Origin of the sequence: Waterburya agarophytonicola KI4 (genome assembly GCF_020640915.1) — a bacterium.
In the GTDB taxonomy this organism is placed as follows: Bacteria; Cyanobacteriota; Cyanobacteriia; order Cyanobacteriales; family Xenococcaceae; genus Waterburya; species Waterburya agarophytonicola.
Genome location: NZ_JADWDC010000093.1, coordinates 1 through 13,509 on the forward strand (window position 1 = coordinate 1; position 13,509 = coordinate 13,509).

At 37.3% G+C, this 13,509-nt stretch carries 15 protein-coding genes and 3 pseudogenes; 12 read left to right on the forward strand and 6 right to left on the reverse strand.

What is annotated here, in order from left to right; translation table 11 throughout:
* Positions 1–318, forward strand: a pseudogene (locus I4641_RS21575) (hypothetical protein); the annotation flags it as partial.
* Positions 319–819: 501 nt separating this feature from the next.
* Here I4641_RS21575 and I4641_RS21580 read toward each other — a convergent pair.
* Positions 820–1,002, reverse strand: a complete 183-nt coding sequence (locus tag I4641_RS21580; protein ID WP_229642659.1) for an exopolysaccharide biosynthesis protein — start codon at positions 1,000–1,002, stop codon at positions 820–822.
* Positions 1,003–1,196: 194 nt separating this feature from the next.
* Here I4641_RS21580 and I4641_RS21585 point away from each other — a divergent pair, with 194 nt between their 5' ends.
* From I4641_RS21585 to I4641_RS24485, 7 genes are all read left to right on the forward strand, one after another.
* A complete protein-coding gene (locus tag I4641_RS21585) occupies positions 1,197–1,454 on the forward strand; it encodes a DUF7219 family protein (RefSeq protein ID WP_229642660.1) in 258 nt (85 codons plus the stop codon).
* Between the two features lie 13 nt (positions 1,455–1,467).
* Positions 1,468–1,824, forward strand: coding sequence for a hypothetical protein (locus I4641_RS21590; protein ID WP_229642661.1), 357 nt, complete (start codon positions 1,468–1,470; stop codon positions 1,822–1,824).
* 88 nt (positions 1,825–1,912) lie between these two features.
* A complete protein-coding gene (gene hoxU, locus I4641_RS21595; protein WP_229642662.1) occupies positions 1,913–2,629 on the forward strand; it encodes a bidirectional hydrogenase complex protein HoxU in 717 nt (238 codons plus the stop codon).
* 18 nt (positions 2,630–2,647) lie between these two features.
* On the forward strand, positions 2,648–3,208 hold the full coding sequence (locus tag I4641_RS21600; RefSeq protein ID WP_229642663.1) for a DUF3122 domain-containing protein: 561 nt from the start codon (positions 2,648–2,650) through the stop codon (positions 3,206–3,208).
* Positions 3,209–3,250: 42 nt separating this feature from the next.
* Positions 3,251–3,793: an NADH-quinone oxidoreductase subunit B family protein gene (locus tag I4641_RS21605; RefSeq protein WP_229642664.1), complete on the forward strand. Its 543-nt coding sequence runs from the start codon at positions 3,251–3,253 to the stop codon at positions 3,791–3,793.
* Positions 3,794–3,967: 174 nt separating this feature from the next.
* On the forward strand, positions 3,968–5,764 hold the full coding sequence (locus I4641_RS21610) for a choice-of-anchor Q domain-containing protein (RefSeq protein ID WP_229642665.1): 1,797 nt from the start codon (positions 3,968–3,970) through the stop codon (positions 5,762–5,764).
* A 96-nt stretch (positions 5,765–5,860) separates the two neighbouring features.
* The gene (locus I4641_RS24485; protein WP_500814683.1) at positions 5,861–6,040 is read left to right on the forward strand and encodes a hypothetical protein; all 180 of its coding nucleotides are present in this window, start codon (positions 5,861–5,863) and stop codon (positions 6,038–6,040) included.
* Positions 6,041–6,067: 27 nt separating this feature from the next.
* Here the strand turns inward: I4641_RS24485 and dusA are convergent, their stop codons facing one another.
* Positions 6,068–7,030 (reverse strand): tRNA dihydrouridine(20/20a) synthase DusA, encoded by a 963-nt coding sequence (gene dusA / locus I4641_RS21615; RefSeq protein ID WP_229642666.1) that lies wholly within the window; start codon positions 7,028–7,030, stop codon positions 6,068–6,070.
* A gap of 23 nt (positions 7,031–7,053) precedes the next feature.
* On the reverse strand, positions 7,054–7,320 hold the full coding sequence (locus tag I4641_RS21620) for a YciI family protein (RefSeq protein ID WP_229642667.1): 267 nt from the start codon (positions 7,318–7,320) through the stop codon (positions 7,054–7,056).
* A gap of 100 nt (positions 7,321–7,420) precedes the next feature.
* On the opposite strand from I4641_RS21620, the gene I4641_RS21625 reads away from it, so the two are divergent.
* The 3 genes from I4641_RS21625 (at position 7,421) to I4641_RS21635 (ending at position 9,918) form a co-directional block, all read left to right on the forward strand.
* Positions 7,421–8,572, forward strand: a complete 1,152-nt coding sequence (locus I4641_RS21625) for an SGNH/GDSL hydrolase family protein (protein WP_229642668.1) — start codon at positions 7,421–7,423, stop codon at positions 8,570–8,572.
* Positions 8,573–8,799: 227 nt separating this feature from the next.
* Complete coding sequence (locus I4641_RS21630; RefSeq protein ID WP_229642669.1) at positions 8,800–9,276, forward strand: NAD(P)H-quinone oxidoreductase subunit N; 477 nt, start codon at positions 8,800–8,802, stop codon at positions 9,274–9,276.
* Between the two features lie 42 nt (positions 9,277–9,318).
* Positions 9,319–9,918 (forward strand): salt stress protein, Slr1339 family, encoded by a 600-nt coding sequence (locus I4641_RS21635; protein ID WP_229642670.1) that lies wholly within the window; start codon positions 9,319–9,321, stop codon positions 9,916–9,918.
* Between the two features lie 262 nt (positions 9,919–10,180).
* On the opposite strand, the gene I4641_RS21640 is transcribed toward I4641_RS21635, so the two are convergent.
* The gene (locus tag I4641_RS21640) at positions 10,181–10,927 is read right to left on the reverse strand and encodes a TIGR00297 family protein (RefSeq protein ID WP_229642671.1); all 747 of its coding nucleotides are present in this window, start codon (positions 10,925–10,927) and stop codon (positions 10,181–10,183) included.
* Between the two features lie 91 nt (positions 10,928–11,018).
* Here I4641_RS21640 and I4641_RS21645 point away from each other — a divergent pair, with 91 nt between their 5' ends.
* Positions 11,019–11,240 carry a hypothetical protein gene (locus I4641_RS21645; RefSeq protein WP_229642672.1) on the forward strand — a complete coding sequence of 74 codons (222 nt, stop codon included), beginning with the start codon at positions 11,019–11,021 and terminating at the stop codon, positions 11,238–11,240.
* A gap of 666 nt (positions 11,241–11,906) precedes the next feature.
* On the opposite strand, the pseudogene I4641_RS21650 reads toward I4641_RS21645, so the two are convergent.
* Both I4641_RS21650 and I4641_RS21655 read right to left on the reverse strand, forming a co-directional pair.
* Positions 11,907–13,093: pseudogene (locus tag I4641_RS21650) on the reverse strand (ISAs1 family transposase).
* A gap of 187 nt (positions 13,094–13,280) precedes the next feature.
* Positions 13,281–13,509: pseudogene (locus I4641_RS21655) on the reverse strand (IS4 family transposase); the annotation flags it as partial.

A 13,509-nucleotide genomic window follows, 5' to 3' on the forward strand; every position in this document is an offset into this window, starting at 1 on the left:
TCAAGACTATTATGCTCTTCTAGTCTGCATTTCAGACTTAGCGGGAAAAGTCAGGTTAATTTTCCAGTAATGGAAGCCGAAAAAATTAAGCGATTTTTGCTATCTCCTCCCTTAGATTACATTTTCTATCGTGGATTTAAACAAAATACTACTATCGAACTTTTAATTGACGGGCAGCAAACCTATACAGCAATGTTAAACGCGATCGCTCATGCCCAAGACTATATTTTGCTGCAATCTTATATTATCAACAGCGATCGCACGGGAAATGAATTCAGACAGGCTCTAATTAATTGTGATTACAAAAATATATACTAAAACAACAACACCCAAGCTATTATCACCAAGTAATTTCCTTTTCTAATCGATTTAAATTAGAGTTTTACCGTTTAACTTTACTAAGTAAATTAACTCTCTTCTTACCAAATAAGGAAATATCAGCTTTTTAGTTGAGTGCTGTTGTTTTCATTTAACGAGACAGATATTGAATAAAACAGATTGTTTAACCTCCTTTGTTTGACTGTGAGTTAACCTGTTGTTTCTGTCAGGAGAAGCTCTAATTAGCTTCTATATTTAATATACTACCTTTTGCTTTAAATAATAGTTGAATGAAATATTTGTTTACTGATAATCTTGCTTTTAATAACTATTATTTTGAATCTAAAAATACAAATTTGATTTATAATAAAATTGGTATTAGCTTGCCCAAGATAAAAAGCGAGTAACAAGCAATTGTGCTTATGAAACACCGACATCGCCTTTGATTAGCTAAAAGCCTACCAAAAACTAACAACCAACCATTCCAAAAATCTTCGGCAGTCATTGAGGCGTTTGCCAAAGGGCATAGCCAATAAAAGCAAAAAATATTGTGGTTATTAGAGTCAAACAGTAGCCGATCCACATCAGCAAACCATCTTTTTTTAAAGCAGCTATAGACAAAAGTAAAATGACGATCGCAGGAAGAGGATTGCTCAGGGGAATAGGGAAGAAGGAAAAATACATTCGTAGTTAAAGTTATTCTTAATGCTGCTGGCATTTTCAATTATCAAGCTGATTTTTTACTATTAGCTCTAGTACGAGCGATCGCCTCTATTTTAGATACTTTTATTTTTGCTAATCACGAGAAACCCTGCTCACAACTTTCTCAACTTATCGATCCATCATTAAAGCTGTAGAGAGTTGTAGAGGATTTAGCAATGCAAAACCCATCGGATGTCAAAGGTAATATGCTGTATCCCATTGGCAATTACTACGGTGAGTTTACACCTGTCAATCTAGCCTTTAATTCTAACCTTCAAGAGTTTGCCCAGCAGGTATCCTACCTTTGTAACTTAGAAGCGAACGGCAAAATTACGCCTGATGATACCTACAAAGAAATCAAGCACCTCTGGCAAAAACTAAAACAGTCTAAAAAAGAACTCTTGGACAATACTAACTTTACTCCCGAACAGTGAGCGGTTATCTCAAATGACCGATAGCAACAGGACAATTACTTTAAAAGAGCTAGCATATCAGGCGGTCGCCAAACATAGTCGCCGTATACTAAAACATGAAGTAGGAGTATTGCTAGATAAAGATTCCGAAGACTCTGTACTAATATCAGAGATCGCAATTAGCTTCAATACTGAGCGAAAAATGCAGCTTGAAGAGGTTGGATTTGATTTAAAGAACGATGCGATCGATTGTGATTACTGCGAAGCGTTAAACTTTTTCATCGATCGCCACAAACATCATCATTCTTTTAAAGTGCTGAGAAATCTGAGAATATTTTTGAGCAACGATTTAAAAGCTAAAAATATATCTTTTGTCTTGCCTACCTTCTGACTCCTGACTTCTGACTCCTCAAAAGTTTCACAACTTTCTCAAACTCTTGGTATATAACAAACTTGTAAGTACAAGTAAGTAAAAAAAAGTGGCAGTCAAAACCCTAACTATTAACGATCGCCTTGTCAGTGCCAGAGAATCGGAGACCATTTTAGAAGCTGCGAGGGATGCAGGTATCCATATTCCGACTCTTTGCCATTTGGAAGGATTATCTGATGTTGGTGCTTGTCGCTTGTGTTTAGTTGAGATTGCTGGCAGTCATAAGCTACAACCTGCCTGTGTAACTAAAGTGGCTGAAGGAATGGAGGTTAAAACCGACAGCGAAAAGTTGCAAAAATATCGCAGAATGATAATCGAAATGCTTTTTGCTGAGGGTAATCATGTCTGCTCGGTATGCGTAGCTAATGGAAACTGTGAATTACAGGATTTGGCAGTAGAAATGGGCATGGATTCTGTCCATTTAAACTATCAGTTTCCTCAACGCACGGTAGATCTTTCCCACGATCGCTTTGGTATCGACCACAATCGTTGTGTTCTCTGTACTCGCTGTGTTCGAGTCTGTGACGAAATTGAAGGAGCGCATACTTGGGACGTGGCAGGTAGAGGGCATAATGCTCATGTAATTACCGACCTAAATCAACCCTGGGGGACTGCTGATAGCTGTACTTCTTGTGGAAAGTGCATGATGGCTTGTCCGACAGGCGCGATTTTTGCCCAAGGCACGACTGTATCGGAAATGACCAAAGAGCGTGACAAACTGGAATTTATTAATACAGCGAGAAAGAACCAAGAATGGATACTTTAACTCGCGGAGGTGAATATAATGATGCGCCGTATTCTGCGAGATCTTGAATGGGGAATTGCTTTTGTTTTTATTACCCTAGCTTTATTTTTGATTATCGCTTTACTGACTATCAAACCAGTAATAGCGACTGTTACCGAAACCTATATTGCACCAGGACAGATTCATTGTCGTTCCGAGCAAATTTTAACCGATGATTCGGGGCATAAATGGGACGTAATGTTTTTTACAGAAGCCGATTCTCCTGAAGTTACATCTTTAAATCTGCGTTTGTCTGGACTATACAGTTCGGCAAATATTCAATCGCAACTTCCGCTAAAGATCGGTACTGCCAACAAAAGCTATGAAGCGACGGACATTTTTCTAGAAAATCCGCCTCTGCCAAGTATTGGACAGTACAACCTAAAAAATATTTTTCCCAGATTGTCAACCGCCGATCTAACCTTAGAAATTCCTTTAGAAAATAACCAGACTGCGCGTATAGATATTCCGCGATCGCTCTTTGAAGAATGGCAACAGGTGGCAGACAGAAACTATCATCCATTTCCCAAACTACCTTACACTTTTGAATTCATGTGCTGAGTAATATTCTGTTGAACTATCAACTAACCACTAACCAACATAATGAACAAACTAAAACTAGCAACAGTATGGCTTGGTGGCTGTTCTGGCTGTCATATGTCCTTTTTAGATCTTGATGAATGGCTGATCGATTTGGCTACTCAAGTAGAACTAGTCTACAGTCCGATTGCAGACATCAAAGAATATCCTGAAGGAGTAGATATTGTCTTGGTTGAGGGTGCAGTGGCGAATGAAGATAATTTAGAGTTAATCAAAAAAGTGCGCGATCGCTCTAAAATCTTAATATCTTTTGGTGACTGTGCGGTAACTGGTAACGTAACTGCTTTACGCAATCCTTTTGGCGATCCCGAACCTTTTCTACAGCGTTCTTACCTTGAGGCTGCCGATATCCAGAATCAAATACCTCACGAACCAGGTATAGTACCAGCTTTGTTAGAACAGGTAAAGCCAGTTCACGACGTAGTAGAAGTAGATGTTTATCTGCCTGGCTGTCCATCCAATGCCAATCATATTCGAGCTGCTTTAGAAATGCTGTTGATGGGAGAAGTCCCTCATTTGTCAGGTAAATTGATTCGATTTGGTTAGGTAATTAATCACAAGTATCATAAGCTGATTCTTATCTCTTCTTAGTCTTAATTAAATAAACTTTAATATATATTTGTGATCGCCTTGAAATGAGAAAAGGTGCGATCGTTTATCCTTCTATTAGAAAGGCAATTTTTATTGCCTCAACACAGCTTCATTAATCAAGTCAAAGCTATGAATGAGGAAACAGCATTTATTCAGGAAAATGGCATCAATATCGATAATCCAGGATCTGTTATCTATGTTAACCAAAACGCTACAGGGGATAATAGTGGTGCATCCTGGGAAAATGCCTATACCGACTTACAATCAGCTTTAAATTCTGCCAATGAATTACAAGAAATTTGGGTGGCAGCAGGAACTTATTTGCCTACTACAGATGGCGATCGCGAAATATCTTTTGTAATTCCAGATCGGGTAGAAGTGTACGGTGGTTTTGTTGGCGGAGAAACCGAACGTGGAGAAAGAGACTGGCAAGCAAACTCCACTGTCCTAAGCGGTAATATTGGCAATCCTAACGATATTGCTGATAATAGCGTTCACGTTGTTGATATAAGCGATACTAGCAGCTTTTTCACTGTTCTTGATGGCTTTTTTGTTGTCGAAGGATATGCCAGCAGATTTGAACGAGATGATGGCTCTTCTGCAGGCGATATCAGTGGCGGAGGTATTTACTCTTTTGATGATGGTGAAGCCAATCTCAATAATCTAATTATTGCCAATAATTTTAGTGAAAATAGCGGAGGCGGAATTGCAGTTTTCAATGACTCGGAATTAAATATCAACAACGTGGCATTTATCAATAATAATGCCGATAGAGGTGGTGCTATTTATACTAGTGGTACTTTAGGCAATATAACTAACTCTCTATTTACTGGTAATAGGAGTGAGTCTGGAGGTGCAATATTCATTTTAGGAGGACTGCGTTCCGTTGATTATAATTTAGTTAATAATACTTTCTACAATAATCAAGCCGATTCAGGAGGAGTGTTATATCAAGATGATTTTGGTTCGAGTGGATTTCCTATTGATATAAGTAACAGTATCGTATACCAAAATCCTACAGCTGATGGTAACGTTTTTTTCTTTGAAGAAGAAGGAAACCTGACAATTAATAACAGTATTATCCAAGGAGGTTTTGATGGTTCGGGAGAAAATATCATTGATACTGATCCCTTATTTATTGACCCTAGTAACTTGAATTTTGGGTTGCAGTCAGATTCGCCAGGGATAGATGTAGGTAATAATAGTGCGATTCAAAATATTCCTAATCTAGATAACACGGATTTTGGTGGTAATACTAGAATTTTTAACGATACCGTCGATCTTGGTGCTTATGAATTTGTTCTAACCCAAGAAGATATTAATAATAATCCCGATACTCCTCCTGAAAATGATGGAGATACTTTAGAAGGAGAACCTGTATATCGCTTTTTTATTCCCAATACTGGAGTACATTTTTACACCGCCAATGAAGTAGAAAAAGACAATATCTTAGCAACTCAACCCGACTATGTTTTGGAAGGTACGCCTTACAATTCCGCTCCTGCTGATGATTCTTTAACAGGTGTTGCACCTATTTATCGTTTCCTCAACACTAATACTGGAGTTCATCTTTATACTATTTCCGAAGCAGAAAGAGAATCTATTGAGACAAATTTACCTAACTATCAACTGGAGGGTATTGCCTATTATGGCTATACTGAGCAGATCGAAAATACTACCCCCGTATTCCGTTTTTATAATCCTGTTATCGATGCTCATTTCTATACTTCTTCTACTGTAGAAAGAGACAGCGTAATAGCAAACTTGCCAGACTATCAGCTAGAAAGTAATGGCGGAGTTGCTTTTTATGTCGAACCTATATTTAATTCGGCAACTCCAATTTCACCACCATCTAATCCTGAAACTCCAGTAGAAAGTGAACCTGCATTCAATTTGGGAGATATTTTGAGGGAGTTAAGCTTCTAGTTGAATATCTCTCTTGAGATTTTAATGTAACTTTCATAGATTAATAGGGTCTTGCACAGTTTTGATACAGAGTCGCGAATTCATTTTTTTCGAGAAGTGCTGGTATTTGTATGTGTGTCTGTTGTGGGTTCTCTCTTCGGTCCTTATTTAGGAGCGTTGCCCTACTTATTACGTCAGGCAATTTTGACAGGAATAGTAGTAATCTTACTGGCTTATGTTGTTATGCCTAGATTGACTCGCTTGTTTTACAAATGGCTTCATGAGAACTCAAAATAGAATTGATGGTTCATTTTCATTTTTAGACTATACTACTTCTGCTAAAGCAGCACTAATAGTTGAGGCATTTGCCCCAGGAAGATAAGAATTTTGACTGATATAACGCTTCCAGGCTTTTGTACCTGGTTGTTCGGCAAATAGCTGTAACATATGACGACTGATAGAATTAAGCCTAGTACCTTTGCTAGTCCAATGTTCGATATAAGGCAGCATCGCTTCGACAATTTGGTGGCGTGTTTTGGGAGTTGTATCTTCGCCATATATATCTCGATCTACAGTGGCAAAAATATAAGGGCGATCGTAAGCAGCCCGCCCCACCATTACTCCATCAACAAATTTGAGATGAGTATTTACTTGTTGAAAATTGGTAATACCGCCATTTATTTCGATAAAGAGGTTAGGGAAATCTTCTTTGAGGCGATAGACATCTTCGTAGCGTAAGGTCGGTACATTACGGTTTTCTTTGGGACTCAAACCCTGTAACCAAGCTTTGCGGGCGTGGACGGTAAAATTGTTACAACCAGCATCACGGACGATACGAACAAAGTTGACCATATCTTCATAGCGATCGCATTCATCTACCCCGATGCGATGTTTTACCGTTACGGGAATATCTACCTCTTGCTTCATCGCTTCTACCGCAGCAGCAACCACTTCTGGTTGAGTCATCAAGCAAGCACCAAAATTACCACTTTGCACCCTGGGACTCGGACAGCCAATGTTTAGATTTATAGCATCATAACCCCAATCAGCTCCAATTTTGGCACATTCAGCTAGTAATGTGGGGTTATCTCCTCCTATTTGCAAGACTAGCGGTTTTTCTTCGGGAGAAAAATCTAATAGCTTAGAGCGATCGCCATGAATAATTGCTTGACTAGTAATCATCTCTGTATATAGCAATGTCCGACGACTAATTTGTCGCATGAAGTAACGATAATGACGATCTGTACGATCCATCATGGGGGCTATACTGAGAGGGTTATTAATCATGGAATCCCTTGGATGAGTAAACTTTATTCAACGACAATACACCATTCGTGTAGCTCGTAAATTACACAGTTATTAACAACTAGAGGATCTTGAGACACGATATCTTTTGCTTGTTGTAGGGAATCAGCACTAAAGATTAACATTCCTCCGCCCAATTCTCCCCAATAACCAGTTTTTGCTTGATGTCCTTTGGCGATTAGTTGGCGGACATAATCTTTATGACTGGCAACATATTGATCGAAAGTCTTTTTATTGACTATTCCTTGTTCTATTTTGACAAAAGTTGGCATAGATAAAATTTGTTTTTGTTAAGCTTGTCAATTATATTTAATATAATCTTAATGTTATATTTGTAGTAATATTATTGTTACTTATTTTAGTAAAACTTAAATGTTTCTCAAAAATCTTTTAGGTATTAATAAGAAATCGGCTTTTAAGGTTGCTATTGTTGGTGGTTCTAATTCTGTAATGAGGAGAGGTTACGCTAAATATTTGGATAGCTATCTGGGAGAAGCTCTCTCTCTTGATACTTCTCTTAAATATTATTCTTTAGGTGGCGTACCCAATATTTATGGAACGATACAGCAAGAGAGGCATAATATTGCTGCCGAAAGCGATATTATATTTTTTGAATATTGCGTTAACGATCGCCACGCTATTGAAGTAGAGCAGTATTCTCTAGAATTAGCTGGTCAAGCTCTAGAAGGTTTTATTAGAAAAGTTAAAAAATCTAATCCCAATTGCTTGATTGTTATTCTTATTTTTGGCATAAATTTAGCAGACTATTACGATAATCACTGCTATTTATCTGAATTATATGAATCCATTAGTAAGCAATATAATTTACCTGTAATTAATTTAACCAAGTTATTAAGTAAAGATGCAGGATTGGATTTTGTTAAGTCTTTATATAGCGAGAAAGATCACGCTCATTATACTAGGCCCGAAGGAGTACAAATTGTCTCTCAAGCAATTGTAGAGGAACTAGATCGCCTGGGTATAATTAAATCTATTAAGCATCAAAAAAAGTTAGACTACATAGCAGATAGATCGCCTATTTATCCAGATAATTTTGAGAACTTGAAATTCTTAGATCACTTTGATGAAGGAGATTTTTTCTTAGACAAACCTAAAATATCGATCTATCAAAACACAGTTTTCAGAGAAAGAAACTTTACTATACATTCAGGTAACTCTTTGAATTTTTTGTTAGAGGGAAGTTTGATAGCAATCTTTATTAAATCCGATCTCAATGACGGTTTTATTACAATTAAATTTGGCGATCAAAAGATTTTGACTAGTTCTTATTCTTCTTGGGTAAATAAGATTAAGCCACAAAATGTAATTAATTTAATTGCTCTACCTTTGCGTAAATTTAAGCCATCATCGGATTTTACTCCCGTCTCAATTTCTATCTGTCAAGAATATCCCGATGAATTTGAAATAGGTTTCAACAAAACTATTCCTAGTAAAAAAGAACCCGATAAATGGAAATTAAGTATTATTGGTATTGCTTATACTGGCGAAATCAAAGAACCGTAAACATTTATCATTTATAATTCTATTATCAACCTGATCGACAAGAAAAATAAACTAACTGAGAAACATTAAATATCGATCGCCTTAATGCTAAATAAAAGCTTTACTTATGCCATCGCTACCCGTTGTTGAAGTTAATTAGTCGCAAGTAGCAATTTTCTGATGTTCTATAGACAAAGATCTTCTAAAATATAATCTGAAGGTACATCAATAATATAGACAAAAAAGGGATGCCATTAATTACCACTGGAAAATCATTTATTCGTGCTTTAGAAAAAAATGGTGCTTTGGGTTTGTATATGCCCCTAGAAGGAGGTGCAGAAGGACGCTATCAAAGGCGTTTGCGAGCTTATGGCTACCGAACAGTTAATATTACCGCCAGAGGTTTGGGAGATTTGGCAGCTTATTTGACTAGAATACATGGTGTACGTCCTCCTCATTTGGGCAAAAAAACCATCGGACAAGATGCCTGTGTAGGAGATACCTATTTTGTCCCGCCTATTGCTACTTACGAGTTGAATACTCTGCCAAAGGATGCCAAAGGATTGGCACTGTGGATTATAGAAGGACAAATATTATCTCGTCAAGAAATTCAATATCTAGTCGATCTAACTCAAGACGAGCCAAGAATCAAAGTTGTTCTAGAGTTGGGTGGCGATCGCTATGTTAACTGGAAACCTTTGAGGGAAACTTTAGCAGCAGCATAATTTGAGAAACAAAGATTAAGAATAAGAAATGGGGTGGTAGCGGTGTCAGATAAAAACATGGATGATTTACTGGCTCAGTTAAAAGCGGAATTTGAGCCAAAGAGAGAATCTAGAAGGAATATTAGAAACTCCCCCGCTCAAAAACCACAGCATCCACCCCAAAATGCTGCATCATCTCCATCTATGGATCGGATGTTACAAGAGCTGCAATCTGAATTGGAATTAGGAAGAGGCGAAGCAAGTAATGCTCCCAGTAAACCCGCAAACCTTGGAAAATCTAAACCAGATGCAGTGGGAGGCGATCGCAAATATCGCGATCGCTTGAATATTCTAATCGACCAAGATTATCAAATGCAAGCCCGCAAACGGGAGGCAAAATTTGCAGAAATAAGACGCCAAGAAGAAGCTCGTATTGCCGAACAAAAACGCCGTCAAGAACAGTTAGTTGAAGCTCAAAAGAGAGAAAAATTGCGAGAGCGCAGACGTAAGGAAGCAATGAGAGAAAAAGCTCAAGTATGGCTCAAAAATCTCAACCTACGTTCGGAAGAAGGAAAGTGGTTTGAAGAGTTTTCTTATTCCTATGAAGATAAACTACAAGCTGCGATCGACTATTTGGAAGCCATGCGGGAAAGTGGATTATGAATGTGGTTGTTATTAGTTATTGGTTGGTATTGCTCCCATTTTCGAGATAGACGGTTATTTGAGTATCTAGGTATGGTAAGCAACTCGCTAATCTACGTTGAGAATGAATACCTAGCATAGATATAGCTGTTAAGGGTTCCAAAAATTGATAGCTGTTAATTTTTTTTTCAGGTAGCTTAATTTGTGTACTTTGAACGATAGTTTCACTCATAAAAACAAACTGTACTGATTCTATTTTGCGATCGCGATCGCAAACATAATCTCAAATTATCCAACCTAACAATATTGCCGATATCGCACCAATTACAGTATTAATAAAATTAACCAGATCGTTAGTCAGCCAAGTAAAACGAGATTCCAGTGTCGCACCGATCCAACTCTCGATGGTAGTAGCGATAAAAGCAGCAATTACGCACCAAATAACCCCGATAGGACTAATCATACCAATTGCCCAAGCGATCGCGCCTAATACTACTGATGCGGCAATACCAGCCAATGTACCTTCTAGACTAACCGCTCCTTCTGTACCTCTAGGTACTGGTTTGAGGGTAGTGATTAAATAAGTTGTTTTGCCGTAAGCTTTACCCACTTCACTAGCAGTAGTATCAGAAAGCTTGGTACAAAAGCTAGCTACATAACCCAAAACCAATAACTCTCGCCAAGGAGAAGGAAAAAATAAAGTTGCGATCGCACAAATAGTTGCAGTCAATGCCGAACCCCAGACATTACCCGCCCCACGAACTCCCGAACGCTCTTCTGCTATTCCTTCTGCTTCTTTGCGATCAATTCCCACAAAAGTTAAAGCCGAACCGCACAAGAAGAAAAACATCACTATCAGATAGCCACGCCAGCCTAATGTACCCCAAACTAAAACCCCTAAAATCAAAGCGTTGAGATATCCCAAGGGGGTTAATAATTTTTTGGGCAAAAACCAAGCAATTCCTAATAAAATAGAATTTACGGTCAAAGCGATCGACCAAGGGTTAGACCAACTGAGGGTATTGAACATTTTAATGATTTCGGTAAAAAATATTTTGTCTTTAGCATATCAATCCCCGATACTTAATAATTAAAGATTGTTAATCTAGTTCTAATTAACTATGTCTCTTTCCAAAACAGAAGCCAAACAACTACTAGAAAGAATGATCTTTGACGATCAAAAAGCCCAACAGTGGGTAGAAGATGTTTGGGGAATTACACCAATATTGGGCGATAGTGCAGCTAAACTTTACGAAGCCTTTGAAGCCTTGATTGAATGTTGTCCTGAAGATAAACTTGATGCTTTATTACAGACTTATCTCCAAGAAAAAATGGATAGTTAGTAGCTTCGAGGGTAAGTAACTGTCGTTTAGACTAAAGGAAAAGTTAAAACAGAAAACAAAAATAGAATTGGCAATGGAATCATCAAACAGGATAGAAGAATGTTTTAAATCAGCAATTCTCATTTTGAAGTAAATAGGCGGTAAAAAGCATCAAAGTATTTAATCGCTCACGAAAGAATTGGGTTTCATAGAATTCGAATTCGTGAAATATTGATAATCATTCTCATAATGAGAATTGCTATGAACGAACCTCCGTGATGGTCAATGGAAACTTTATCTATCTTGGTTTTCTTCTCGTATATATACACTTGTATTCCTTTCTTACTTTTCCCGTTAAGTGTTTCGGGCAAGCTGCCAGCCTTCACAAAGGTCGTGTAATTTTAACCAACCACGCCAGAGAACTTGGATTCCAATGGGAGTCTTACGACGATGTTCAAGATATCCTCCCAGATAAGCAACCAGGGGCTACGCATTAAAATCTTGAAAAGCAAGCAGAGAAAAGGCTTGGATCGATCTAAAATCTCAAAAAAGACTTGATGTCTGCATTAAATTTAGATAAATGGTCAATATTTTCTACTTTTACATGTTTATTCAAAAGAAAGGATATAGGAAATAGAGAAGAGTTGTTTTCTGCTCATTTCTCGATTAAATTATTAATAAAAGTGTTTAATTTTTCACAAGCTGTAGGAGATAATTATCATCCCAACCTGCTTTATTTCTCTTTCCTTTAATACTGATAGATGAACTTTTATCTAATTTCAATAAATTCAAAGCTATATGCCTAATAACAGCTAAGTTTTCAGGAGTATTATCTTTCCTAATTCTCGAATCATCTTCTCTAAAAGTTACATCTAAAATCCAATGCAATTGGTTCTCGATGCTCCAATGTCCTCGAATATATTCAGCTATTTCTTCAGCATTTTTAGACAAGCTTGTAATATAGTATCTATTTTTAGTTTTGATTTTACCTTTTTTTGATTTGCGTAGATATTCAACACGAACAATCGAATTAAGCCCTGACCATTTCTGTTCTTGATCTACAATTTCTGAGACATTATTTAGAACATGATAATATCTAGCTTCTGTACGACCATGACTAGATTTAAATACAGTATGACAGCTTAAGTTTAAGTCTGTTTTGTCTTGAGATAAAGCTAATTCAAATAACTCATTGACTCGCTCATATAGTCCTGGTTGATTATTTTTTAAAGTAATCAAATAATCAGCTTTTCCCTCGACAATCTGATTCACAATTTTCCTCTGACAGCCCATTGCATCAAGGCTTACAATTGCCCCTGATAATTTTAAAACTTTTAGTAATTTAGGAACAGCGGTGATTTCATTGGATTTTTTATTTACTTTTTCTTGTGCTAAAACTAATTCTCTTTGTCGAGAAAATGCGCTAACCATTACTATGGCTTTTTGTGCGGAATGCACTGCCGCTTGCGAGCCTGAATGCATTCAGGCTCGGTCGGCAGTTTGATATTTCTATCATGTGAACGACGTAAAGTTTTTCCATCGATTGCAATTTGCTCTCCTGGTAATAAATCACTTATTGACTTCACCCAATTAGAGAAGCATTTCTCAAGTTCTTTGGGGTTTATACGAGAAAAGACTCGGTTAAAAGTATCATGAGATGGAATGCCATTGGGTAATTCTAAAAAAGATTTGAACCATTTATATTTACATCGTCCAAATGATTCTATATCCAACCAGCTTTTCGCCCCAGTAATTACTGCGCAGAGAGTAATGCTAATTATATCAATTAATTTATGTAGCTTGTTTCTCTCGATTCTTGGGTCTTTTATTTCTGAAAAGTGTTCTGATATTGTTGTTTTAGGACGTAGTTTCAAAGTAACTAAAAGAGTTAAATACATTAATTATTAGAGCCATAATATCATTATTAATTGACCCTAAATCTTATAAAAGCTTTGAAATTTAAGTCGTTTAAAATGTTCTTTGTATACTACACTTTTCTTTTTCACTGTCTGTACTTCGTCATCTAAAACAGTATATTTGAACTGTTTTTAAATGCGTAGCCCCTGGATAAGCAACAGCCTCGACTGCCCAAGCAACAGTTAAAAGGGGAGGGAGTTTTTGGCTGGCCTTGGCTTTTAAGACTTCAAGCTGAATGGAATTGATAACGGCGAGGGCAGGAGCTTGGAGTTGGGTTCGATGGAGATAAGTAAGCTGTAACAATTCAACGGCAATGATACTTAAGAAGCCAAGTAAGGTTTTCATGCCTACAGCAGCCAGTCGATATCTCTGG